The following is a 25,325-nucleotide window of genomic DNA, read 5'->3' on the forward strand; positions in this document are numbered from 1 at the left end:
GCGAAAAGCAGAACTTCGCGGTTAATCTCCCGGCCAAATAGTTGCATTACTCACATTACGGCGTGTTAATCAATGGAGAGCAGATCAATAAGAACAGAAATAAAAATTCCAAGCATTACTACAAGTCTGACATTAGAGCCAAACACATAATCCGTTCCCAGTGATTCACAAAAGGCGAATTATTGATTATTGTTTGGAATATAAGGTCTTTAGCAGCATTTTTATCTACGGAGATTGGTAGTACTGAGTTATATAGAGCTAAAAGCACAACTAACCTCGCACCAGCTTCTTTCGAGTATCTTAAAGATAAATCAAAATCGTTAAAATGTTTTTCCACTCTTTGTTTATGTGCATTATCCCAATCAGCAGGTGGAGAAACAAAATATTCAATAACTCCAGGCTCATCATTTTTGCCAACCAAGTATCTAGCCGATATCCACTGTTCATCATAATAACGGCTGTCGTCTAAATAGGGATGTATTATCTGTTCTGCTTCATTTCTTGCAAAAGCTTCCCCTTTACCATCCATATTACAATCTCGACAAGCTGGCACAAGATTAACAGGCAATATAGAAAACTGAGGATAGTGAGCTTTAGGCAAGTAATGATCTAAATTTCGAGGGCGCCCAATCCCACCACAGAATGGGCATTTTTCATTAGCAGCAGTCATCAGGGCATCATAAATAGCTCGAGCAGGCTTTTTCTTCCCAACAACATAATTTCCATAAAGCTTAACAAAGTCAGATTTCTTTAACCGACCTACAACAATAGGGTCTTCCTCATCTTTGTTTTGCAGTGGTTGTATTGTATAAAGCTCACCAGTTAATGCCGATGCGTTGTATGAAGCTGCCAATGTTTGCAAATCAGTTATTGCTTCATTCACTTTCAGCAACAAGCCCGGATTACCAGTTATGCCTTCGCGGCAGCTAGTCAGCATATCGGCATATGTATAAGCAGGTTGTTTAAGTTTCAACATCACTTAATACTCCGATCTCTATGTGTGACAAGCGCTTTCAATAGAGCTCGGGCTTCAACACCAAGCTGGTTACGATACTCATCGACTATATCCTCATATGTTCCACCTGACTTAACTGATTGGACTAATAAATCGTGAAAACCGGATTTAACTACTTCAAGACCAAATACCTCTCTTGTTAAGATTCCTACATTCTCACCAAATGTTTCAATGTCTGGCCTGCGAGATTCGGTAGACAATCTTGAACGATTGATTTTCCAAACACATCGTTTAGGAACCTCTTGAAGTACCACAGGTGAGTGAGTTGCAATAATAGAAACACCATTTCTATCAAGTAGCAAATCAGACAGCGTACGAATAAAAGCAGACAGCAACGGTGGATGAAGATGGCTCTCTGGTTCATCAATTAGCACTAACGTTTTTTCTTCCACCGTTGCGACTAAACGTGTAAGTGTTAATAACACAACCGCATGACCGGAGCTCATTCTTTTTATACGTTTCCGTGCATTACTAACGAGCATCTCACCATTATATCCGGCTAGATTTTTCAGCTCCATGTTTGCAAAGTTTTCATCAGACTCCAAAGTATCAATAGCCTGCAGCCATCTTTCACGCTTAGGAATCTGGCTAAAGCATAGCGTCAAAGCTTGTAGAAAGTCTTCATGAATATCATTTAGTCCTTTCAACGACTCTCCTTTTTTTTTCAAACCTATATAGAAGTAGCAAGTTCCCTTTGATGGATCAGGCTGTTCACTTGGTGGCTCGAATGGATCGAATGCGCTAAATGACACAGAGACTAAACTACTAAAGTAATCATTATCAATCGGATCATTACTCCACCCCTCCAGATCATAAAATTTTGCATTCGACGTACCTTTACTGGTAACAGCTTCAATCATTCCGTTTAGAATTGTCGTTTTCCCCACACCATTACGACCTATGATCGCGTGAATATTGGTGCTTGGTTTTTCTCCTACTTTCACCTTAAATGATAATTCGATATCGGAAATTTTGTCTTGTGTAGGGCGAATGAACTTAAACTCAAAATTAGTCAGTGGATTCTTTCCCTCAAGCACTCGCGCAAACTGCCCTTTAATAACAGACAAACTAACATACCGAAGCAAAGACGTTTTAAAGACCTCCTCATCCTTAACAAGATCTATAAGTTCTGGCGCATAAGCTATATCTTTGAGCGCCTCAAGTAATGAAACTTTGACGGATTCTGTTAAATTCGAAATTTTCTGATAATAGTCGACATCCTGACCAACGGAAAAATATCCTTCTGGGAGAATTCTAAACCTGCGCCCTAACGTGGAGTAAGTTGATTTTTCAGTAGTTTGTCCTTGAAAGCCAATCTTGACATTCCCAATATCATGCCGTTCACCTTTCTGATCAAACAGATACATGTAAAACATTGTAATGAACGAAAAGTCATTCCAACGATCCACATGCAGGTAAGCCGTACTAATGCCTACGGCAGGAATACGTTGCTCTCGGGGTACAATAATGATTTCCATATAATTTCCGAAAACCTTTTTTGTTTAGACTCACCTAATTATATCAAAAACAATAACAGATGTATAAATATATTCTGCGAGAAACTTAAATATACAAGAAAACTCAAAAATTCTTTTTGCGGTTACGCTACTAATTAAAGGAAGTATCGTCAGGAGTTCTAATTATTAGTTGAAATAATTTACATATGATACGCAGTTGGACTTTTGACATAATAAGATTCTAGCAAAGGCAGCTTCTGGCACAAAGCGGACCGCACCAGTAACAAAATTACCCGGCAAGCGGCAACGTCAGGGAAACAGCGGAGGCAGCACAACGCGCGGTAAGAAGCTGTCTCACGGGTGCAGAGTCGGCTGCTCTGATCCAGTACTCAACAGGAGAGCGTCCTGTTATTCAGGATGGGTATTCCGTTCCTGGTTTTGCTGATGAGAGCAGGACGGTATACGTCGCCTCTATGCACACAGCCGTGACGTGCGCAGCGACGATTAGCAGACGGCTCTCAGAGGAGTTATGCGACGGCCAGAGAGACGAAATCCCGTGTTACAGGCCATCCCGCTTTAGCGTGTTACAGGGCTGAGACGAGATCTCTGATCTTTTCAGCCTTTTCAAAATGGTCCAGCTTCATCTCCATAATCCACCAGTGCGCCACTTCCATAAGCAGTTCAGGATCGTCATTTTTATTAGCAAAAAAAGCATAAAACGAAAGCCCAACATCGCTTCCCTTAGAGGCAATTTTTGAATCACAGATCCTGATGATTTTTTCCTTCATTCCTTGCCGCACGTCATTTCCTTTAGTCTTTTAATGTTCGGGCTAAAAAAAGCCGCAAGCAGATGGCTGCTTACGGCTCCAGGAGCGGTGATGGTTTTTCTGACAATCAGGCCGCTTTCACAGCCCTGATTTTTTTCGTGTCAACTGCGTCGGATTCAGTTTTATCCGCTGCAGCTGGAGCGTTGAGATCGGGAAGCTTGCTGGTACGCAGAATATGCTGCACGGTCTCTTTCTGCTCGGCGAGATACAGGCCAAGATTTTCAGCCTGCGTTTCATCCATCTGCATTCCGCTTTGCAACAGCCAGTCGGTGAACGCGTCTGCCATATCGAGCAGCTTGTCGTGAGCGTCAGCCTCTTTCTTACTGGCAAATGTCATTTTCTCTTCACCTTTTCTTACGACAACAAATTTTGTTTCAACAGCCATTATGCGCACCTCATACTGTAATTATATACAGTATAACAGTTCCGGATTAATGTTGCAGCTAAAAATTGCTCACATTTTAACGAGCAGGGGGCTCATTCGAAAATCTCGCAGTAATCGCATCACGTTCATAGCCCTGGGGCTGCGTCAGTATCTGGTATAAATCAGGACGGCGACCGTGGATCCAGCGGCGTCCTGTGCTCATAGCAAGCAGGCTTAAATCGAGTTCAGCGCTCACCATCGCATCTTCGGCCGCCCAGGTTTCATTCACGATCCTGCCATAGGGGTCGAGGATCATGGCATTGCCCGTGCGCACTTCGTCATCATCGGCACCGACGCCGTTGCTGAAGAGAAGAAATAAGCCGTTGTCATGCGCGCGGGCAGGCAGCCAGCGCATGAGCCATTCCCGACCGCCTGGCCCTTTGAAAGCCGCGGTAATTTCTTCCTTACGCGTTTCCCGCTCCTCCCAGAGCGCCAGCGGAATCGGCTTCATCCCGTGAGGGCTGCGGGAATCGGTACCGCCTGTTTGATGCGGCGCGAGAAGAATATCGGCACCCAGCAGCGCCGTCGCGCGCACATTTTCGACCAGATTATTGTCCCAGCAAATCAGGATACCGACCTTCACGCCCCACGGCGTATCAAAAATCGTAAAGCTGTCCCCGCTGCTGATGGCCGAATGTTCGAAAGCATGGAGTTTACGATGCGTATGCATTGAGCCGTCCGGCATACAGGCAACATAGGCATTGTAGAGGCGGCCATCGTCGGCGCGTTCAATAAGACCGGCACCAATAAGCATTTGGTGTTTTATCGCCAGGGAACGAATGAGCGTCAGGGAAGGGCTGTCCGCAATCGGCTCTGCCAGCGCAGACACCTCCGCGGCGGTGAGCTTGGGGACATGCCAGTAGCCGGTGATACACATTTCAGGGAAAGTGAGAATGTTCACCTGCTCAAGCGCCGCCCGTTCAATAAATTTCTCCATTATCAGTAGATTGTATTTTTTGTTACTGGCCTGATGCTGAAACTGTACGGTTGCCGCCTTTAAGGATGTCAGTTCGTTCATGTTGCGTCTCCGGTTGTCATCGAGACTGAATTACATAACGATTGCCGATAACTGTATAATCAAATCATTTCCGAATTTGATAACCATCTGGAATGCAAAAATGAACACCCGGTTGCTAAAGGCCTTTTTGATGCTGGCGGAAAAAGGAAATTATGCCGATGCGGCGCGGGCGCTGTTTATCTCGCAGCCGGCATTGACCAAACAGATTAATCTCCTCGAATCCCTGGTGAAGATGTCTCTTTTTTCACGAGGTCGTCACGGCGCAATACTGACCGCCAGCGGCAGGCGTTTGCTGCCAGAGGCTGAGAAGGTGGTCAGGCAGACCCGGCAATTTATGCAGCATGCTGATCGGGTATCGAAAGGAGTTGAAGGGCATATCGCCGTCGGGTTCGGACTTTCAAGCTTTTATCTGGCGCCACGCTGTATCGCTGACTTTCGTCGGGACTACCCGGAAGTAGAAATGTCATTGACCGATCTGCCTTCCTTCCAGCAGTACGAGCGATTGCAAAACGATGAGCTGCAGGTCGGTTTTGTCAGGGTTCCTCCCCCCGTGGCGCTTGAATACCTGCCGTTATTTACCGATCGGCTGGTCCTGGTTGCACCCGCTGAGTCGCCGACGATGTCTGTCGGAGAGTGGCTCACGAAACGCCCTCTGTTGCGGCTGTATGATGAGCGGGGACGGGGATTAAACGCGCAGATTGACCGCTTCCTGCATGACAACGGCCTTTTCATCACATCGACTCAGCTGACTGACGATATCCAAACTATCGTCGCGATGGTGGTTGCGGGTATCGGTGTGGCCATTCTGCCAACCAGCGTGACGCATATCGCGCCGCCGGAGCTGGCGATTATTCCGCTAACGGGGGAGTCAATCAGCTGGAAGGTGGGCATCGCCTGGGACGCAGGCAGGGAGGATGTCATCCGTGACAATTTCATTGCTAGCGTAGCTGCTGCGTTTCCGGGCCACCCATGCTCCGCCGCCATGCCCCAGGCGCCTGACCGTACTGACGCTTAAAGCTGCGGTTGAAGGACTGCTGGGAGTCAAAGCCCAGCGCGATCGCCACGTTAAGAATCGGTTCATCGCTGCGGGTTAAGCGCTCAACCGATTTTTGCAGCTTTTGCGCGCGAATATACCCGGCGAGGGGATAGCCCGTATGCTCTTTGAACAGGCGCTGGAGGTGCCATTTTGAGTAGCCGGATCGCCTGGCGACGGACTCAATATCCAGACGGCTATCCAGGTTGTTGTCGATCCAGTCGAGTAAATCATGCATAAATGCGCCAGTGTTCATCTGATTACTCCCACGCTGCCTGTATAAAAGTATCTTTATCTGTTGCATTTAAAGGTGGCGCGTTTTTGTATTAATTGCAAGTTTTATTGTTGCATTTAAATCCCTGGCCGAAACGGGTCTTTTCACATCCGCTCAAATAGCACATAAAGTGCAACAATTATTCTTGCACTTAGTTAAGCGCCTTCCTACAATCGCCGCGAATAGTGTATTCGCAACTGTTACAGTTTTGTGGCGATGAACGACACAAATGGCCTTAAGACAGCCACCGGACAAAGGAAGTGGCGCGGTGCCTCCTGCTGCGTCTTGCCCGGCGGCGACAATTACCGGAATAAAAATAATGAGCCTGCAAAAAACCTGGGGTAACTCTCATATGAGCGCGCTGGGGGCAATGTTGCTCTCCGTGCTGCTCGTCGGATGCGATAATAGCGTCGCGCAAAATGCAGCGCCGCCTGCGCCCGCCGTCAGCGCTGCTGACGTGGTGGTGAAATCCATTAGCCAGTGGGATAGCTTTAACGGCCGGATTGAAGCGGTGGAGAGCGTTCAGCTCCGTCCGCGCGTGTCCGGCTACATTGATAAGGTGAATTACACCGACGGCCAGGAAGTGAAGAAGGGCGAGGTGCTGTTCACGATTGATGACCGAACCTATCGCGCGGCGCTGGAACAGGCGCAGGCTAACCTGGCGAGAGCCAAAACGCAGGCCAGCCTGGCGCAAAGCGAGGCTAACCGTACCGATAAGCTGGTCAATACCAACGTTGTCTCCCGCGAAGAGTGGGAGCAGCGTCGTTCGGCAGCCACTCAGGCGCAGGCCGATATTCGCGCCGCGCAGGCGGCAGTGGACGCCGCGCAGCTCAACCTGGACTTCACCAAAGTCACCGCGCCTATCGACGGCCGCGCCAGCCGGGCGATGATCACCAGCGGGAACCTGGTGACTGCGGGCGACACCGCCAGCGTCCTCACCACGCTGGTCTCGCAGAAAACGGTTTACGTTTACTTTGACGTGGACGAGTCAACCTATCTTCACTATCAAAACCTGGCCCGCAGCGGGCAGGGGGCGTCCAGCAACCACACGGCGCTTCCGGTTGAGATTGGCCTGACGGGCGAGGAGGGCTATCCCCATCAGGGCAAAGTGGACTTCCTTGATAACCAGCTGACGCCGAGTACCGGCACCATCCGCATGCGCGCGCTGCTGGATAACGCGCAGCGCCAGTTCACGCCGGGACTTTTTGCCCGCGTACGCCTGCCGGGCAGCGCGGAGTTCAAAGCCACGCTTATCGACGACAAAGCGGTTCTGACCGATCAGGATCGTAAGTACGTTTATATCGTCGATAAAGAGGGGAAAGCGCAGCGCCGGGACATCACGCCGGGCCGTCTGGCAGACGGTTTACGCATCGTGCGGCAGGGGCTGAACCCTGGCGATAAAGTCATCGTCGAGGGTTTACAGAAAGTGTTTATGCCGGGTATGCCGGTTAACGCGAAAACCGTTGCCATGACCGCCACCAGCGCCCTCAACTGATCCCTTGACCTGAGAATCCACTCCATGGACTTTTCCCGCTTTTTCATCGACAGGCCGATTTTTGCCGCGGTGCTGTCGATTCTGATTTTTATCACAGGGTTAATCGCCATCCCGCTGCTGCCGGTGAGCGAATATCCTGACGTCGTGCCGCCAAGCGTGCAGGTGCGCGCGGAGTACCCGGGCGCCAACCCGAAAGTGATTGCCGAGACGGTGGCGACGCCGCTGGAAGAGGCGATCAACGGCGTTGAGAACATGATGTACATGAAGTCCGTCGCGGGTTCCGATGGCGTGCTGGTAACTACCGTCACCTTCCGTCCGGGAACCGATCCGGATCAGGCGCAGGTTCAGGTGCAAAACCGCGTTGCGCAGGCCGAAGCGCGTCTGCCGGAAGACGTGCGGCGTTTGGGCATCACTACCCAGAAACAGTCCCCGACGCTGACGCTGGTGGTGCATCTGTTTTCGCCGAACGGTAAGTACGACTCCCTGTATATGCGTAACTACGCCACGCTGAAGGTGAAGGACGAGCTGGCGCGCCTGCCCGGCGTCGGCCAGATCCAGATTTTCGGCTCGGGTGAATATGCGATGCGCGTCTGGCTGGATCCCAACAAGGTGGCGGCCCGCGGGCTAACCGCTTCGGACGTGGTGACGGCGATGCAGGAGCAGAACGTGCAGGTGTCCGCCGGGCAGCTTGGCGCCGAGCCGCTGCCGAAAGAGAGCGATTTCCTGATCTCCATTAACGCCCAGGGGCGTCTGCATACCGAAGAAGAGTTCGGCAATATTGTCCTGAAAACGACGCAGGACGGTACGGTCGTCCGCCTGCGCGACGTGGCGCGTATCGAAATGGGGTCCGGCAGCTATGCGCTGCGTTCCCAGCTGAACAATAAAGACGCGGTCGGGATTGGTATCTTCCAGTCGCCGGGGGCGAACGCCATCGATCTGTCTAACGCGGTGCGCGCGAAAATGGACGAACTGTCCACGCGCTTCCCGGCAGATATGAAGTGGGCGGCACCTTACGATCCGACCGTTTTCGTGCGCGATTCGATCCGTGCGGTCGTGCAAACGCTGCTGGAAGCGGTGGTGCTTGTGGTGCTGGTGGTGATCCTGTTCCTGCAAACCTGGCGCGCGTCGATCATTCCGCTGATCGCGGTGCCGGTTTCGGTGGTGGGTACCTTCAGCATTCTCTACCTGCTCGGCTTCTCGCTGAATACCCTGAGTTTGTTCGGGCTGGTGCTGGCCATCGGTATCGTGGTGGACGACGCCATCGTGGTGGTGGAAAACGTCGAGCGAAACATAGAAGAGGGGCTGGCGCCGCTTGCGGCGGCGCATCAGGCGATGCGAGAAGTGTCCGGGCCGATTATTGCGATTGCGCTGGTGCTGTGCGCGGTGTTTGTCCCGATGGCGTTCCTCTCGGGCGTTACCGGTCAGTTCTACAAGCAGTTTGCGGTGACGATCGCGATTTCTACGGTCATCTCCGCCATTAACTCGCTGACGCTCTCTCCGGCACTGGCGGCACTGCTGTTAAAACCGCACGGCGCGCCGAAAGATTTCCCGACACGGCTTATCGATCGTCTGTTCGGCTGGATTTTCCGTCCATTTAACCGCTTTTTCCACCGCAGCTCTAACGGCTATCAGGGGCTGGTGGGCAAAACGCTCGGCCGACGCGGCGCGGTGTTTGTGGTGTATCTGCTGCTGCTCTGTGCCGCCGGCGTCATGTTTAAAGCGGTGCCCGGCGGGTTTATTCCGACGCAGGACAAGCTGTACCTGATTGGCGGCGTGAAAATGCCGGAAGGTTCGTCGCTGGCGCGCACTGACGCGGTGATCCGCAAAATGAGCGAAATCGGGATGAATACCGAAGGCGTGGACTACGCGGTCGCGTTCCCGGGGCTGAACGCGCTGCAGTTCACCAACACGCCGAATACCGGAACGGTCTTCTTCGGCCTGAAGCCGTTCGACCAGCGTAAACATACTGCGGCGGAAATTAACGCGGAGATCAACGCGAAAATCGCGCAAATTCAGGAAGGCTTTGGCTTCTCCATCCTGCCACCGCCGATTTTAGGGCTGGGTCAGGGGTCGGGCTATTCTCTGTACATCCAGGATCGCGGCGGTCTGGGCTATGGCGCGCTGCAAAACGCGGTGAACACCATGTCCGGCGCGATTATGCAGACGCCGGGGATGCATTTCCCGATCTCAACCTACCAGGCTAACGTTCCGCAGCTGGACGTGCAGGTTGACCGTGACAAGGCGAAAGCGCAGGGCGTGTCGCTGACCGATCTTTTCGGTACGCTGCAAACCTATCTGGGCTCGTCGTACGTGAATGACTTCAACCAGTTCGGGCGTACCTGGCGCGTGATGGCGCAGGCCGACGGGCAGTTCCGCGACAGCGTGGAAGATATTGCGAATCTGCGCACCCGTAATAGCCAGGGTGAAATGGTGCCGATTGGCAGTATGGTGAAAATCACGACCACCTACGGGCCGGATCCGGTGATCCGCTACAATGGCTACCCGGCGGCAGACCTGATTGGCGATGCCGACCCGCGCGTGCTCTCATCTGCGCAGGCGATGACGCAGCTGGACGCGATGTCTAAGCAGATCCTGCCAAACGGGATGAACATTGAATGGACGGACCTGAGCTTCCAGCAGGCGACGCAGGGCAATACGGCGCTGATCGTCTTCCCGGTCGCGGTTCTGCTGGCGTTCCTGGTGCTGGCGGCGCTGTATGAAAGCTGGACGCTGCCGCTGGCGGTGATCCTCATCGTGCCGATGACCATGCTCTCCGCGCTGTTTGGCGTCTGGCTGACCGGTGGCGATAACAACGTGTTCGTGCAGGTGGGGCTGGTGGTACTGATGGGGCTGGCGTGTAAAAACGCGATTCTTATCGTGGAGTTTGCCCGCGAGCTGGAAATTCAGGGCAAAGGCATTATGGAGGCCGCGCTGGAGGCGTGCCGCCTGCGTTTACGCCCGATTGTGATGACCTCCATCGCCTTTATTGCCGGGACCATTCCGCTGATCCTCGGACACGGCGCGGGCGCAGAAGTGCGTGGCGTCACCGGGATTACGGTGTTCTCCGGGATGCTGGGCGTGACGCTGTTTGGTCTGTTCCTGACGCCGGTGTTCTACGTGACGCTGCGTAAGTTGGTGACGCGCGGGAAAAAAGAGGAAAGGGACGTTCTGCCTGCGTAGGGACGCTGTAGATAATAAAAACCGCCTTCATGGCAAGGCGGTTTTTTTTGCACTCAATGAAAGTTAAAGGGCTTCTTTATATTTGGCGATAAGTTCAGGCACCGGATCGCAGCCGCTGGTATCGGCTTTTTTCACTTCTTCCAGCGCGCTTGCCACAGTATGGCGGGCTAATACCGCTAACGAAGCCTCCTCGGCTTCTTCGGATATTGATTTGAAGTACCAGCAGGCGTTAGCGCTGACCACACAGCGGGCCGGCACGTCAGGGCGCGAGGCCCACAGCTTTTTATCTTCAATAACCGAAAGGTAGATGTCGCGCAGGGTGATCTCTTCCGGCGGGCGACCAAGATGAATGGAGCCGTTACGGCCAAGCGTTGAGACGATAATGCCGTCACGCGTCAGCGGTACCATCAATTTACGGATGAAGCTCGGGTTCGCTTCCAGGCCGTAGGCCAGAATTGCACTCGTCGAACGTTCACCCAATTGCTCCGCCATCGCTACGCTGAGAACCATCTGCAAAGCTGTCGGGAAGCGGTAATCTAACATTTTTGTATCCTGGGTTGCGGTGAATCTTGTTCTTTTTGGCACCGCAGAGGTGAATAAGCAATAAACAACAATATAACAAATACGGTAATTATTTTGAAGCAATCTGCGGCATTTGCGATCAAACCCCCTGTTCTGGTTTAGCTAAACGTGCGGTCCGGGAAGTCAACCGTCTCCACGACTTCTGGTTAAGTGCTCAACTCAGCGGGCGTTTCTCTGCTCACGGTGAAGCGGGTGATAGCCCAATATCGGATTTATCTAAAGCTCCATTGTGCTGTAATGACAAATACAGAGGGGATGATTAGACCCACATCCATTCCAAAATAAGAGGTAAAATTATACTGGAACCCATGATAAATGTACGGAGAGAACCCTATACCTGTTACTTTTTTAAAATCATGGTACGAACCATGGTCGCCACAATCGTCGAAAGTATCAAAGAAAAATTCACCTACATATCCATAGATTCCCTTAAAAACCCAACCGTTATCCCATCCAGCCCAGTCTCTTCTAACGCCGGCAGCCAGACATCTGTCATTAAAGCTGTTTTTCATTGTGCCGAGCACAACGCTATATTTCGACGTGTCCGAGAATTTCCTCTCTACGGATACAAACTTATTTTCAAAGTTCTCTGTGTATTGTCCGTGATTATGTGTCAGATGATAAACGTATGAGCCAGTGTTAATTGAGTACAAATTTATTTCATCTGCAGAGCAATGCAATGTAACCAGATAAAAACTTCCGCACCACAGCCATGTGGGGTGTCTTTTCCGAACTGTCTGCTTATGTGGAATATTATACATACTTGCTCACTTTGGCTAACGTACTGAATTTAAAGGGGCTAGTTTCGGCATGCAACTGTACAAACTCTAGCATATATACAGGGAATTGAGATGCTCACGTCACTTGTTGGGGGTTACAGAACCTGTCAGCAAACCATTCCTCACGCTCTTATAACCAGTCAGAACGTTGGCTGCCTCAGTCCGGAGCATTTAAATACCAGAGGCTTACTGAGAAGTGTGCCAACATTACGTGGGTAATATTTATATCCGGAGAATAACGTGTTCGGAAAAGTTTTATTAAACTACATGCCAGGGTTACAAAATTTGTTAGCCTACGATAAAAGCTGGCTAAAACAGGATGTTAAAGCCGGGTTATCCGTGGCGGCTGTCGCGCTACCCGTTGCTATTGCGTATGCTGAGCTGGCGGGGGTTGGGGCAATAGTGGGGCTCTATTCCTGCGTTTTACCGATGATAGCGTATGCACTGTTTGGTTCTTCACGTCAGCTTATCGTCGGCCCTGATGCCACGACCTGCGCGGTGATTGCGGCCGTCGTGTTTCCTCTTTCTGCGGGTAATCCCGAACTGCACTGGCAACTGACAATCATCATGACATTGATGATGGGCGGATGGTGCCTGCTTGCCAGTAAGTTTCGCCTGGGCGCACTTGCCGATCTGCTTTCTCATCCCATTCTTACGGGTTTGCTTAATGGCGTAGCCGTGACGATTATTGTCGGGCAATTAGGCAAGGTTTTGGGGATCAAGCTAGATGAAGCGCAGGTTATTGAGAAAATAATGGCCTTGCCAGGCCGACTTTCGGAAAGCCATTTATTAACCGTAGGGATATCACTCTTAACGTTAATTATTTTAATGGTTATTAAAACGTATCGCAGCCAGTGGCCAGCACCGTTGATTGCCATTGTGCTGACAACGGCACTGGTGTGGGCGACGTCCGCGCAGCAGTATGGTATCGCCACGATTGGGGGAGACGGTTTCCAGCCTGGTTTACCCGTCGTTCACTGGGGAGCGTTCCAGCCCGGTCCGATGCGTGATTTAGTGATCCCGGCGCTGAACCTGGCTTTGGTCAGTTTTGTTAGTCTAATGCTGACCGCCCGCAGTTTTGCCGCGAAAAATGGCTATGAAATTAATGCTGATGCTGAGTTCAGAGCGCTGGGTATTGCGAACATTATGTCTGGGTTATCTCAGGGGTTTGCTATCAGTGGCGCCGATTCCCGGACCGCGGTTAATGATTCAGTTGGAGGGAAAAGTCAGCTGGTTTCCGTAATCGCAGCCTTACTCATCGGTATCGTCGTGGTATTTTTCACTCAGCCATTACAATTTATTCCGGTATCTGCATTAGGTATTGTTCTGATGTACGCATCCTGGTCATTGATTGATTTACGTGGATTATGGAACCTGAGGCGCAGAAATAAACAGGCATTTCGTCTGGCCTTCTTTACCTTTGGCTGCGTTTTAATTATCGGCGTTATCCAGGGGATCGGCCTTGCGGTGTTGCTTGGCCTGTTACAGTTCCTTCGTACAGTGTTTCGTCCCTCAGAGCACCTGCTGGGCACTGACGAAGATGGAATGATTCACTCATTAGGAAATACTAACGATATTAAAATGGTCCCGGGTGTGCTGATGTATCGATTTAATTCACCGTTGACCTATTTTAATGTGGCTTATTTTAAGCGTCGGGTATTAAACCTGGTTGATGGTGCAGCCATACAACCTAAATGGGTGGTCATTGATGCCGTTGCTTGCTTCACCTATTCAGACATCAGCGTTCTGGCAACCATTAATGAGTTAAAGCGCGACCTGAAAGGTCGACAGATTAAATTAATCCTTGCGGGCAGAAAAACGGAATTAACGCGCTGGTTTAAAGACAGTCGGCCAACGATGAATGACGAAGACATGATTCTTGCGCCAGACCTCTATCTCGCGCTTCGGTTCATTCAAAGTAAAGAGAGTGCGAGTGAATCAGGTGGAGAGGCATAAGAAGTTAAAGGCTTGCCCGCCAACTGCGAGCAAGCCACCCGCCTTAGCGATACAGCGTCTTTTCCGCAACCGGAATAAGCAGCCCGGAGCGCCAGTCCGCGAGTGTCAGCTGCGCAAGCCTGCCCAGCGCGGTATAAAACGGATGCCCGGCGTTGTCGACAAATACCGACAGGAAACGGGTGCTCCACGGCAGCAGGTGCCACGCCAAAAGCTGAGCGCACTCCAACTCGCGGCCATTCTCGGCCAGCCACGCTGCCAGCAGCAGCAGCGTTCCGATATGATCTTCCGGTTCATTCTGCTGCATCTCAAACGCGATATTGTTCTCGCGCATCCACTGGCGCAGCGCGAGGGTCGAGTCGCCAAACAGCACGGATTCGCGGTCCAGCCAGACGGATCCCCAGGGCGGAGCGGGCAGGGCGTAAGGGCCAATAAACAGCCTTTGCCAGGCGTCCGTCAGCGGCTCATCGGAAGATGAGGCAAACGTATCGGCAACGGGCTGCAGCGTTTCCGGCGGCAGGGGCCAGTCCTGAACCCATTCGCCCGCGGTAAGGGCTTGCACCAGCGGCGCGGCCTGCTCGCTGTCTGGCGCGAAATAAAACAGCGCACCCAGCACCCGGGCGCTGAACGCGAACGATTCACGATGTGAGACGTCTTTCATTAAATCTTCCTTGCCTGCGCGGAGGGTGTCCGCGTGACTGAGTTAACCAATAATACTGACCATAGAATAAACCACTGTCACGCAATTCACCCGCTACACCTTCTCGATCTGCACCAGATTGGTGTGCTGCGGGTTGCCTTTTGCCAGCGGTGAAGGGCGGTGCGTGGTCAGAGTGTTGATGCATGACCCGTGGTCGATACGATCGCCACTCATATTGGCATCGTGCCAGGCACCCTGACCCATGGCGCTCACGCCGGGCATGATGCGCGGCGTGACTTTCGCTTCAATTCTCACCTCACCGCGGTCGTTAAAGACGCGCACCGTATCTCCGTTTTTAATGCCGCGTTTTTCGGCATCAACAGGATTAAGCCAGATCTCCTGGCGGCAGGCCGCTTTCAGCACGTCGACGTTACCGTAGCTCGAGTGGGTACGGGCCTTAAAGTGGAAACCGAACAGCTGCAGCGGGAACTGCGCGCGCTCGGGCGCATCCCATCCGTCGAAGGTTGATGCGTAGACGGGCAGCGGGCTGATGGTCTCATCTTTTTCCAGCTCCCAGGTGGCAGCAATCTCCGCCAGCTTGCTGGAGTAAATTTCAATCTTACCCGACGGCGTTTTCAGCGGGTTCGCTTCCGGATTTTCACGGAATTTTTTATAGGCCACAAAGTGGCCGTTCGGATCCTTGCGCTTGTAAATGCCCATTTTTTTCAGCTCGTCATAGGACGGCAGTTTAGGATCTTTTTCGAGCATTTTGGCATACAGGTACTGCAGCCACTGTTCCTGCGTCCGTCCTTCGGTAAATTTCTGATGGATATCCGGCCCGAGGCGTTTCGCTACTTCGCTCATGATCCAGTAGATCGGCTTACGCTCGAACTTCGGCGCGGTCACGGGCTGAAGGAATATCAGGTAGCCCATATTGCCCGCATAATCGTTAGGAATGATGTCTTCCTGCTCGACAGTCATCAGGTCCGGCAGCACGATATCGGCGTACTTCGCTGACGACGTCATGAAGTTGTCGATGACGACAATCATTTCGCACTTGCTTTCATCCTGCAGGATTTCGTGGGTTTTATTGATATCCGAGTGCTGGTTGATGATGGTATTGCCCGCGTAGTTCCAGATGAACTTAATGGGCACGTCCAGCTTATCCTTGCCGCGCACGCCGTCGCGCAGGGCGGTCATCTCCGGCCCGCGGGCGATGGCGTCCGTCCAGCTGAAGCAGGAGATTTGGGTTTTGACCGGGTTATCCGGTAGCGGCATACGTTCAATGGTGATGGTGTAGGTTGACTCACGCGCGCCGCTGTTACCGCCGTTGATGCCCACGTTTCCGGTGAGGATAGGCAGCATGGCAATGGCGCGGGACGTCAGCTCGCCGTTCGCCTGGCGTTGTGGTCCCCAGCCCTGGCAGATGTAGGCCGGTTTTGCAGAGCCAATTTCGCGGGCAAGCTTGATGATGCGATCCGCGGGAATGCCGGTGATGCGTGAGGCCCACTCCGGCGTTTTAGCCGTGTTGTCATCACCCTGGCCGAGAATGTACGCTTTGTAGTGGCCGTTAGCAGGCGCGCCTTCTGGCAGCGTTTTTTCGTCATAGCCAACGCAGTATTTATCCAGGAACGGCTGATCGACCAGGTTTTCATCGATCAAGACCCAGGCGATCCCCGCTACCAGCGCGGCATCGGTACCCGGACGGATCGGGATCCATTCATCTTCGCGTCCGGCTGCCGTATCGGTATAGCGCGGGTCGATAACGATCATGCGCGCGTTGGAGCGTTCGCGAGCCTGCTCCAGATAATACGTAATCCCGCCGCCGCTCATGCGCGTTTCCGCCGGATTATTGCCGAACATCACCACCAGTTTGGTGTTTTCAATATCCGAGGTGCTGTTGCCGTCGTTACTGCCGTAGGTGTAGGGCATGGCGCAGGCGATTTGCGCTGTGCTGTAGGTGCCGTAGTGGCTCAGGAAACCGCCGTAGCAGTTCATCAGGCGCGCCACCAGCGAAGCGTAAGGGGAGGAGCGGGTGATATTGCCGCCGACAATCCCGGAAGAGTAGTTAATATACACCGCTTCGTTGCCGTATTTGTCGACCACGTCTTTGAGGCTGGCGGTGATGATGTTCAGCGCTTCATCCCATGTGATGCGCTCAAACTTGCCTTCGCCGCGTTTGCCCACGCGTTTCATCGGGTAGTTCAGGCGGTCGGGGTGATTGATCCGACGGCGAATTGAACGTCCGCGCAGGCAGGCGCGCACCTGATGGTTACCGTAAATATCCTCGCCGGTGTTATCCGTTTCGACCCAGTACACTTCCTCGTCACGGACGTGCAGACGCAGCGCACAGCGGCTGCCGCAGTTGACAGAGCAGGCGCCCCAGACCACTTTATCTTCAGAAGGCTGAACGGCGTCCTTCACCGCCGCGGCGGCGCTTCTTAAACCAAAAGGAAGCGAGATCCCACCAGCGGCAAGCGCCAGAGAACCTATTGCCGTAGATTTCACGAGAGTTCGACGGCTAATCCCGCCGTGATGTTCAATATCGGACATGGCTCACCCCATCATTATAATTGCGTATTATTTTTCCCGAAATGATAACCGGGCTAATGATGGGGTGAGTGTTACTGATTTGGGGGTATTAAATCTTAATCCTTATCAAATCAAAGGGGATTGAGGGTAAATTACTGGGCGTCAGCAGCCCCGTTGCCTGTACGCGTATACAAAATTTTAAAGGTGTCGTTGGCGCAATGGCCCACCACCTGCGTGCCCGCCTGGTCTGCCTGGTCGTTCGGCACAATGCTCAGCGTAAAACCTGATTCAGGCACGCCGTTGTTGATAATTTTCTGCTGAATGTCGCTTTTCACGCGCTCGCAGGAATCCGGTGCCGCCAGCGCGGCCGTTGAGGCACTCATTAACAGCAGGGCGGTAATCCAGGGTAGCCGTTTCATCATGTCGCTCCTTTTCTCTGTGTAGAGATTAATTTTAGCAGGCTTCGTGTAAACAACTGTATTTGCTAATATGATTGGGAATAATCTCCCTGTACGGTAATAAATGTGAAGAAATACGCAGCGATAACGCTACTGGCAGCAACACTGGTGGGGTGCGATAACAGCTCCGCGCCGCTGTCGTTTACGCCCGAGATGGCGAGTTTTTCGAACGAATTTGATTTTGACCCGCTGCGCGGCCCGGTCAAAGACTTTACCCAGACCTTGTTCAACGAGAAGGGTGAAGTGTCCAAACGGGTCACCGGCACCGTGTCAACGGAAGGCTGTTTCGATACCCTTGAGCTGCACGACCTTGAGGCGAACACCGGCGTGGCGCTGGTGCTGGATGCCAATTACTATCTTGATGCGGAAACCCAGCAGCGCAAAGTGAAGCTGCAGGGGAAATGCCAGCTGGCCGAACTGCCGTCAGCCGGGGTGACGTGGGATACCGACGACAACGGTTTTGTGGTGGCGGCGCACGGCAAAGAGATGGAAGTGAAGTATCGCTACGATGCGGATGGCTACCCGCTGGGCAAAACCACCGTCTCCGGAGATCGGCATCTGTCCGTTCAGTCGACGCCGTCTAAAGACGTTCGCAAAAGAATGGATTACTCGGCAGTGAGCATGCTGAACGACAAGCCGCTCGGTAACGTCAAGCAAAGCTGCGATTACGATCGACACAATAACCCGGTGAGCTGCGATCTAACGATCACCGATGATAGCGTCAAACCCGCCGTTGAGCGCAAATACACCATCAAAAACACGATTGAATACTACTGAGAATAAAACCGCGCAGATTACTGCGCGGTCGGTTTCAGCAGGCTGGCGCCTGACGGCTTGTGCCCGGCCAGGTGCTGATGCTGGAAGATGCACATGCGAATGGTATTGCGGTATTCGCCGTTGATAAAGAACTCGTGAATCAGCTCGCCTTCCACCATAAAGCCCAGCTTGCGGTAGATATGGATCGCTTTCTCGTTCTCTTTATCCACAATCAGGTAAAGCTTGTAGAGATTCAGAACGTTGAATCCGTAATCCATTGCCAGCTTTGCTGCCCTTGAGGCAAGGCCTTTTCCCTGATGCTCAGGGGAGATGATGATCTGAAACTCCGCCCGGCGGTGAACGTGGTTGATCTCAACCAGCTCCACAAGACCGGCTTTTTCGCCTTCACACTCCACAACAAAACGACGTTCACTTTGATCGTGAATGTGCTTATCGTAGAGATCGGACAGTTCAACAAAGGCCTCGTAAGGCTCTTCGAACCAGTAGCGCATTACGCTGGCGTTATTGTCGAGCTGGTGGACGAAGCGCAGGTCTTCACGCTCCAGCGGACGGAGTTTAACGTCGCAGGATACCGACATTACGGGGCTACCGTGCGGCCAGTGCGGCGATCCAGACAGCGCAGGGTGTTAGGCTCCCAGTAGGCGTTGACGTTTGCACTTTGCTGACACTTATCGCGCGCGTCAAAAGCGACGTCTTCTTTGTCCCACTCTTTTTCAGCACGTTTGTTGACCTTCTGACGAAGGTTACGGGTGTCATTCCATTGTTCTTTGTCCATGGCGGCGTTCTGGCGGCTTTGCGCGCTGTCACCAGACTCAATAATGAGCTTGCTGGTTTCCGCTGTCGCAGAGGTGGCAAAGGCGAACGATGACAGCGCCAGCAGGGCTGTCAGACAAAGGCGTTTGCTTAATGTGGTCATAGCGTTTCCTTTTAAACGGGTGCAGATAATCAAGTTACCCCGAACAGATTCTACACCAAAGCGAAATGACGTCATACCCGCAGGGCAAGTATGGAAAACTAAAGGGTATCATCAGGTATGATGGTTAAATAAATCCTCATCTGACGTGAAATATGCTTAAAACGACGCTGCTTTTTTTTGCCACCGCGCTTTGCGAAATCATCGGCTGCTTCCTGCCCTGGCTCTGGCTGAAGAAGGAGGGAAGCGCACTGTTGCTGATCCCGGCGGGCGTCGCGCTGGCCCTGTTTGTCTGGCTGCTAACGCTGCATCCGGCTGCGAGCGGCCGAGTCTACGCCGCTTACGGTGGCGTCTATGTCTGCACGGCGCTGCTGTGGCTACGCGTGGTGGACGGCGTCAAGCTCAGCGCATACGACTGGGCCGGCGCGCTGATTGCCCTGTGCGGCATGCTGATTATTGTGGCGGGATGGGGACGGGCCTGAGTCCCCGGTTTTTGTGATCGTTAGCTGATTTCATGATCATTATACTTGTATGGTAGTAGTGTAGTTGCGTAAATTTCCAGCATCACAACGAACGATGTAAGGAAAGGAATTATGAAGATTGTCGCGGCTGACGTGTTTGTTACCTGCCCGGGGCGGAACTTTGTCACCCTTAAAATCACCACCGACGAGGGGATTGTCGGCCTCGGTGACGCTACGCTGAACGGGCGTGAACTCTCCGTTGCTTCCTACCTGAAAGACCACCTTTGCCCGCAGCTGATTGGCCGCGATGCGCACCGCATCGAAGACATATGGCAGTTTTTCTATAAGGGCGCCTACTGGCGTCGTGGACCGGTCACCATGTCGGCTATCTCCGCCGTGGACATGGCGCTGTGGGACATCAAAGCCAAAGCGGCCAACATGCCGCTCTACCAGATGCTGGGCGGCGCATCCCGCGATGGCGTGATGGTTTACTGCCACACGACCGGTCACACCATTGACGACGTGCTGGAAGATTACGCCCGCCATAAAGAGATGGGCTTCAAGGCTATCCGCGTGCAGTGCGGCGTGCCGGGCATGAAAACCACCTACGGCATGGCCAAAGGGAAAGGGTTGGCCTACGAGCCTGCGACCAAAGGCGACTGGCCAGAAGAGCAGCTGTGGTCCACCGAAAAATACCTCGACTTCACGCCGAAGCTGTTCGACGCGGTGCGCAGTAAATTTGGTTTTAATGAACATCTCCTGCACGACATGCACCACCGCCTGACGCCAATCGAAGCGGCGCGTTTCGGCAAGAGCATCGAAGCGTATCGCATGTTCTGGATGGAAGATCCAACGCCTGCGGAAAACCAGGCCTGCTTCCGGCTGATCCGCCAGCATACCGTCACGCCAATTGCGGTGGGGGAAGTGTTTAACAGCATCTGGGACTGCAAGCAGCTCATCGAAGAGCAGCTCATCGACTATATTCGCACCACCATTACCCACGCGGGCGGGATCACCGGGATGCGTCGCATCGCGGACTTCGCCTCGCTCTACCAGGTGCGAACCGGCTCGCACGGTCCGTCGGATCTCTCGCCTGTATGCCACGCCGCCGCGCTGCATTTCGACCTGTGGGTGCCGAACTTTGGCGTCCAGGAATATATGGGCTATTCCGAACAGATGCTGGAGGTCTTCCCGCACAGCTGGCGCTTTGATAGCGGCTATATGCATCCGGGCGACAAGCCGGGGCTGGGCATCGAGTTTGATGAAAAACTGGCGGCGAAATACCCCTACGATCCGGCCTATCTGCCGGTGGCCCGTCTTGAAGACGGCACGCTGTGGAACTGGTAAACGAGGAGCGAACGATGAAAAGCGTAGTGATTCAACAGCCGAACGAACTGGTGATTGAAGAGCGGCCACTTCCGGAGCCAGCCCCTGGTGAAGTGCGTGTCAAAATTAAGCTGGCGGGGATCTGCGGTTCAGACAGCCACATCTATCGCGGCCATAACCCGTTTGCGAAGTATCCGCGCGTGATCGGTCATGAGTTCTTTGGCGCGATCGACGCCGTGGGCGAGGGTGTCGACAATGCCCGTCTGGGCCAGCGCGTCTCGGTCGATCCGGTGATCAGCTGCGGGCACTGCTATCCGTGTTCCGTCGGAAAACCGAACGTCTGCACCTCGCTGGTGGTGCTGGGCGTACACCGCGACGGGGGCTTCAGCGAATACGCGGCGGTACCGGCTAAAAATGCCTGGCCCATCCCGGATGACATTCCTGATAAACACGCCGTCATGGTTGAGCCCTTCACCATCGCCGCCAACGTGACGGGGCAGGCCAGTCCCACCGAGCAGGACGTCGCGCTGATTTACGGCGCAGGGCCGATGGGGCTGGTCACCGTGCAGGCGCTGAAGGGCGTCTATAAGGTGAAGCAGGTTATCGTGGTTGATCGCATTGACGAACGTCTGAAAATGGCCCAGCGCAGCGGCGCGGACTGGGTGTTGAATAACGGCGAGCAGTCGCTGCAGGCCGCGTTGGAAGAAAGGGGCATCAAACCGACGTTAATCATTGATGCCGCCTGTCATCCTGCGATTTTGCAGGAAGCGATTACCCTGGCCTCACCGGCGGCGCGCATCGTGCTGATGGGCTTCTCCAGCGAGCCGAGCCAGATTGTCCAGCAGGGTATCACCGGCAAAGAGCTGGCAATCTTCTCCTCGCGCCTCAATGCCAACAAATTCCCGGTCGTCATCGACTGGCTGAAAAAAGGGCTGATCGACCCTGAAAAACTGATCACCCATACCTTTGACTATCACCATGTAACAGACGCCATTGAACTGTTTGAGAAGGACCAGCGGCAGTGCTGCAAAGTCTTGCTCACGTTCGGTCAATAATCATTTACGCGGTTAAGAGCCTGCGCAGACAGGCTCTATGTGGTACGCATCTTACCCTTCAGAGATAGCCATTATGACGCAAGCACAACCTCAAAGAACCACCTCAGATCTGGTGAAAGCCGCCGTTTCCGGCTGGCTGGGCACCGCCCTGGAGTTTATGGACTTTCAGCTTTACTCGCTGGGGGCGGCCCTGGTCTTTCACGAGATTTTCTTCCCGGAACAGTCAGCCGCGATGGCGCTGATCCTGGCGATGGGCACCTACGGCGCAGGCTACATAGCACGTATTGTCGGCGCTTTTATCTTCGGCAGAATGGGCGACAGCATTGGCCGTAAGAAGGTGCTGTTTATCACCATCACCATGATGGGGATCTGCACCACGCTGATTGGCGTCCTGCCCACCTATGAACAGATCGGGATTTTTGCTCCGGTTCTGCTGGTGACGCTGCGTATTATTCAGGGCCTGGGCGCCGGGGCTGAGATCTCCGGGGCCGGGACCATGCTGGCGGAGTACGCGCCGAAAGGGAAGCGCGGCATCATCTCCTCGCTGGTGGCGATGGGAACGAACTGCGGGACGCTGAGCGCAACGGCGATTTGGGCCGTGATGTTCTTTGCCCTTGACCGTGAAGAGCTGATAGCCTGGGGCTGGCGCGTGCCGTTCCTCGCCAGCGTCGTGGTGATGATCTTTGCCATCTGGCTGCGTATGAACCTCAAGGAGAGCCCGGTATTTGAGAAAGTGAACGATGCACAAACCGCGCAGCCGGACACGTCGCTGGGTTCAATGGTGAAAAGTAAATCCTTCTGGCTGGCGACCGGCCTGCGTTTCGGCCAGGCCGGCAACTCGGGTCTGATCCAGACGTTCCTCGCAGGTTATCTCGTTCAGACGCTGCTGTTCGATAAGGCCATTCCTACCGATGCGCTGATGATCAGCTCCATTCTCGGGTTTATCTCCATTCCGCTGCTGGGCTGGCTTTCCGATAAAGTAGGGCGCCGTCTGCCGTACATTATCCTCAATATCTCCGCCATTCTTCTCGCATACCCGATGCTGTCGATCATCGTCGATAAGAGCTATGCGCCGGGGACGATCATGCTCTCTATCATCGTTATTCATAACTTTGCCGTGCTGGGGCTGTTTGCGCTGGAAAATATCACCATGGCGGAGATGTTTGGCTCGCGAAATCGCTTTACCCGTATGGCTATCTCGAAAGAGGCGGGTGGTCTGGTGGCGGTGGGCTTTGGTCCGGTACTGGCGGGTATATTCTGCAATATGACCGGCACCTGGTGGCCGATTGTCGCCATGATGGTGGCCTATTCCGTGATTGGGCTGGTCTCGGCGATCCTGATGCCGGAAGTGCGCGACCGTGATTTGAGCGCAGCGCATGATGCAGCCGAGTCTGCGCCAAAAGAGACGGTCGGTTATGGCGCTGTCTCCTCGCGACGCTAGTGGTTTATAGCTTGCGCGACATGTCACACAACTTTGTTTTTATGTCACACCACATGACCAAAAGTTAATATAAATCAAAATATCAAACGGCAGTATCAGTATGGTTGATGGCAGTTACTTTTTTACTCCAACTGCCATTCTAGTTGGTGTAGTCAGCAGGCGCTGCCGCTTCAGAAGGCGCGGCAGCGATCCACGGCTTTCTAATTAACGAGTCTTAATCATGGAAAATACCTTATTACAGGCCAACGCGACGCTGCCTCTTTACGATCGCGATAGCCTTAAAGCACGCATTGTACATTTAGGCTTTGGCGCATTTCACCGCGCGCATCAGGCGGTGTATGCCGACATTCTCGCCGCCGAACACGGCAGCGGCTGGGGCTACTGTGAGGTTAACCTGATTGGCGGCGAGCAGCAGATTGCCGATCTGAACGCGCAGGATAATCTTTATACCGTGGCGGAGATGTCTGCCGATGCATGGACATCCCGCGTGGTTGGCGTGGTCAAAAAGGCGCTGCATGCGCAGGTTGACGGGCTGGAGAGCGTGCTGGCGGCGATGTGCGAACCGCAGGTGGCAATTGTCTCGCTGACCATCACCGAGAAAGGGTACTGTCACTCACCGGCGACCGGACAACTGATGCTCGATCACCCGTTTATCGTCGCCGATCTGCAAAACCCGCACCAGCCGAAATCCGCGCCGGGCGTGGTGGTGGAAGCGCTGGCGCGTCGCAAAGCGGCGGGTCTGCCTGCGTTTAGCGTGATGTCCTGCGATAACATGCCGGAGAACGGCCACGTGATGCGCAATGTGACCTGCGCTTACGCCCGGGCGGTAGACGGCGAGCTGGCGGACTGGATCGAGGCTAACGTCACCTTCCCGTCAACCATGGTGGATCGCATCGTGCCCGCGGTTACGCCCGATACGCTGGATAAAATCGAACGGCTGACCGGCGTGCGCGATCCGGCGGCGGTCGCCTGTGAACCGTTCCGCCAGTGGGTGATCGAGGATAACTTTGTGGCAGGACGTCCCGAGTGGGAAAAGGCTGGAGCCGAGCTGGTGTCAGACGTGATCCCGTTTGAAGAGATGAAGCTGCGCATGCTCAACGGCAGCCACTCGTTCCTGGCGTACCTGGGCTATCTGGCGGGCTATCAGCATATCAACGACTGTATGGAAGATAAGAACTACCGCCTCGCCGCGCACGCGCTGATGCTTAGCGAGCAGGCACCTACGCTGAAGGTCAAAGGCGTCGATTTAGGACGCTATGCCGATCTCCTGATTGCCCGCTACAGCAACCCGGCCCTCCGCCATCGGACATGGCAAATCGCGATGGACGGCAGCCAGAAGCTCCCGCAGCGTATGCTGGACTCCGTGCGCTGGCACCTGGTGCACCAGAAACCTTTCCCGCTGCTGGCGCTGGGCGTGGCAGGGTGGATGCGTTATGTCGGCGGCGTGGACGAGCAGGGTAACGCCATCGACGTGAGCGATCCGCAGCTGGCGGTGATTCAGGCGGCGGTGAAGGGAAGTGCGGAAGGGGAAGGCCGGGTCAAGGCGCTGCTCGGCATTGAGGCCATCTTTGGTAAGGAGTTACCGCAGGAGCCGCGCTTTGTTGCTGCGGTGATGACCGCGTACCAGTCGTTGCTGCAAAAGGGTGCGAAAGCGACCGTCGCGCAGTACGCGTCTCAACGGTAAT

General features: G+C 53.6%; 23 protein-coding genes. 10 read left to right on the forward strand and 13 right to left on the reverse strand.

All coding sequences use genetic code 11. The annotated features are described in order from the left end of the window. Positions 1-118 precede the first annotated feature (118 nt). The 5 genes from KGP24_RS11005 to KGP24_RS11025 form a co-directional block, all read right to left on the reverse strand. Entirely contained in the window at positions 119-976 is an 858-nt protein-coding gene (locus KGP24_RS11005; RefSeq protein ID WP_223563484.1) for an HNH endonuclease signature motif containing protein, read from the reverse strand. Next, positions 976-2,493, reverse strand: a complete 1,518-nt coding sequence (locus KGP24_RS11010) for an AAA family ATPase (protein ID WP_223563327.1) — start codon at positions 2,491-2,493, stop codon at positions 976-978. The genes KGP24_RS11005 and KGP24_RS11010 overlap by 1 nt, the downstream gene beginning before the upstream one ends. Before the next feature lie 563 nt (positions 2,494-3,056). Then, positions 3,057-3,272 carry a DUF6500 family protein gene (locus KGP24_RS11015; RefSeq protein WP_223563328.1) on the reverse strand — a complete coding sequence of 72 codons (216 nt, stop codon included), beginning with the start codon at positions 3,270-3,272 and terminating at the stop codon, positions 3,057-3,059. Between the two features lie 94 nt (positions 3,273-3,366). Continuing rightward, positions 3,367-3,684, reverse strand: coding sequence for a YebG family protein (locus KGP24_RS11020; protein WP_223563329.1), 318 nt, complete (start codon positions 3,682-3,684; stop codon positions 3,367-3,369). Between the two features lie 76 nt (positions 3,685-3,760). After that, entirely contained in the window at positions 3,761-4,741 is a 981-nt protein-coding gene (locus tag KGP24_RS11025) for a nitrilase family protein (protein ID WP_223563330.1), read from the reverse strand. A 100-nt stretch (positions 4,742-4,841) separates the two neighbouring features. On the opposite strand from KGP24_RS11025, the gene KGP24_RS11030 reads away from it, so the two are divergent. Beyond that, positions 4,842-5,756, forward strand: coding sequence for a LysR family transcriptional regulator (locus KGP24_RS11030; RefSeq protein WP_223563331.1), 915 nt, complete (start codon positions 4,842-4,844; stop codon positions 5,754-5,756). Here KGP24_RS11030 and KGP24_RS11035 read toward each other — a convergent pair. Next, on the reverse strand, positions 5,680-6,030 hold the full coding sequence (locus KGP24_RS11035) for a helix-turn-helix domain-containing protein (protein WP_061715355.1): 351 nt from the start codon (positions 6,028-6,030) through the stop codon (positions 5,680-5,682). The genes KGP24_RS11030 and KGP24_RS11035 overlap by 77 nt on opposite strands. Before the next feature lie 337 nt (positions 6,031-6,367). On the opposite strand from KGP24_RS11035, the gene KGP24_RS11040 reads away from it, so the two are divergent. Further along, positions 6,368-7,543 carry an efflux RND transporter periplasmic adaptor subunit gene (locus tag KGP24_RS11040; protein ID WP_223563332.1) on the forward strand — a complete coding sequence of 392 codons (1,176 nt, stop codon included), beginning with the start codon at positions 6,368-6,370 and terminating at the stop codon, positions 7,541-7,543. 24 nt (positions 7,544-7,567) lie between these two features. Beyond that, on the forward strand, positions 7,568-10,723 hold the full coding sequence (gene oqxB / locus KGP24_RS11045) for a multidrug efflux RND transporter permease subunit OqxB (protein ID WP_223563333.1): 3,156 nt from the start codon (positions 7,568-7,570) through the stop codon (positions 10,721-10,723). A gap of 63 nt (positions 10,724-10,786) precedes the next feature. On the opposite strand, the gene KGP24_RS11050 is transcribed toward oqxB, so the two are convergent. Both KGP24_RS11050 and KGP24_RS11055 read right to left on the reverse strand, forming a co-directional pair. Next, on the reverse strand, positions 10,787-11,266 hold the full coding sequence (locus KGP24_RS11050; protein ID WP_047348690.1) for an Rrf2 family transcriptional regulator: 480 nt from the start codon (positions 11,264-11,266) through the stop codon (positions 10,787-10,789). 251 nt (positions 11,267-11,517) lie between these two features. After that, complete coding sequence (locus KGP24_RS11055) at positions 11,518-12,066, reverse strand: hypothetical protein (RefSeq protein WP_223563334.1); 549 nt, start codon at positions 12,064-12,066, stop codon at positions 11,518-11,520. Between the two features lie 258 nt (positions 12,067-12,324). Between KGP24_RS11055 and KGP24_RS11060 the strand changes: the two genes are divergently transcribed. After that, positions 12,325-14,040, forward strand: coding sequence for a SulP family inorganic anion transporter (locus KGP24_RS11060; RefSeq protein WP_223563335.1), 1,716 nt, complete (start codon positions 12,325-12,327; stop codon positions 14,038-14,040). Positions 14,041-14,083: 43 nt separating this feature from the next. On the opposite strand, the gene dmsD is transcribed toward KGP24_RS11060, so the two are convergent. The 3 genes from dmsD to KGP24_RS11075 form a co-directional block, all read right to left on the reverse strand. Beyond that, on the reverse strand, positions 14,084-14,698 hold the full coding sequence (gene dmsD / locus KGP24_RS11065) for a Tat proofreading chaperone DmsD (protein ID WP_223563336.1): 615 nt from the start codon (positions 14,696-14,698) through the stop codon (positions 14,084-14,086). A gap of 93 nt (positions 14,699-14,791) precedes the next feature. Beyond that, positions 14,792-17,230, reverse strand: coding sequence for a selenate/tellurate reductase subunit YnfE (gene ynfE / locus KGP24_RS11070; RefSeq protein ID WP_223563337.1), 2,439 nt, complete (start codon positions 17,228-17,230; stop codon positions 14,792-14,794). Between the two features lie 131 nt (positions 17,231-17,361). Beyond that, positions 17,362-17,628, reverse strand: coding sequence for a DUF1161 domain-containing protein (locus tag KGP24_RS11075; RefSeq protein WP_023335538.1), 267 nt, complete (start codon positions 17,626-17,628; stop codon positions 17,362-17,364). Positions 17,629-17,733: 105 nt separating this feature from the next. On the opposite strand from KGP24_RS11075, the gene KGP24_RS11080 reads away from it, so the two are divergent. Continuing rightward, positions 17,734-18,444: a YnfC family lipoprotein gene (locus KGP24_RS11080; RefSeq protein WP_223563338.1), complete on the forward strand. Its 711-nt coding sequence runs from the start codon at positions 17,734-17,736 to the stop codon at positions 18,442-18,444. Between the two features lie 17 nt (positions 18,445-18,461). Here KGP24_RS11080 and speG read toward each other — a convergent pair whose 3' ends face one another. Together speG and KGP24_RS11090 are read right to left on the reverse strand one after the other, a co-directional pair. Continuing rightward, entirely contained in the window at positions 18,462-19,022 is a 561-nt protein-coding gene (gene speG, locus KGP24_RS11085) for a spermidine N1-acetyltransferase (protein ID WP_048030664.1), read from the reverse strand. Next, entirely contained in the window at positions 19,022-19,360 is a 339-nt protein-coding gene (locus KGP24_RS11090; protein WP_121423579.1) for a DUF1283 family protein, read from the reverse strand. The genes speG and KGP24_RS11090 overlap by 1 nt, the downstream gene beginning before the upstream one ends. 152 nt (positions 19,361-19,512) lie before the next feature. Between KGP24_RS11090 and KGP24_RS11095 the strand changes: the two genes are divergently transcribed. From KGP24_RS11095 to KGP24_RS11115, 5 genes are all read left to right on the forward strand, one after another. Continuing rightward, a complete protein-coding gene (locus tag KGP24_RS11095) occupies positions 19,513-19,839 on the forward strand; it encodes a YnfA family protein (protein ID WP_223563339.1) in 327 nt (108 codons plus the stop codon). 111 nt (positions 19,840-19,950) lie between these two features. Then, a complete protein-coding gene (gene manD, locus KGP24_RS11100) occupies positions 19,951-21,165 on the forward strand; it encodes a D-mannonate dehydratase ManD (RefSeq protein ID WP_223563340.1) in 1,215 nt (404 codons plus the stop codon). A gap of 14 nt (positions 21,166-21,179) precedes the next feature. Beyond that, positions 21,180-22,199 (forward strand): Zn-dependent oxidoreductase, encoded by a 1,020-nt coding sequence (locus tag KGP24_RS11105; protein WP_223563341.1) that lies wholly within the window; start codon positions 21,180-21,182, stop codon positions 22,197-22,199. Between the two features lie 73 nt (positions 22,200-22,272). Next, positions 22,273-23,640, forward strand: coding sequence for an MFS transporter (locus KGP24_RS11110; protein ID WP_223563342.1), 1,368 nt, complete (start codon positions 22,273-22,275; stop codon positions 23,638-23,640). Between the two features lie 220 nt (positions 23,641-23,860). Next, a complete protein-coding gene (locus KGP24_RS11115) occupies positions 23,861-25,324 on the forward strand; it encodes a mannitol dehydrogenase family protein (protein WP_223563343.1) in 1,464 nt (487 codons plus the stop codon). Position 25,325 lies beyond the last annotated feature (1 nt).

Origin of the sequence: Enterobacter sp. JBIWA008 (assembly GCF_019968765.1) — a bacterium.
Taxonomy (GTDB): Bacteria; Pseudomonadota; Gammaproteobacteria; order Enterobacterales; family Enterobacteriaceae; genus Enterobacter.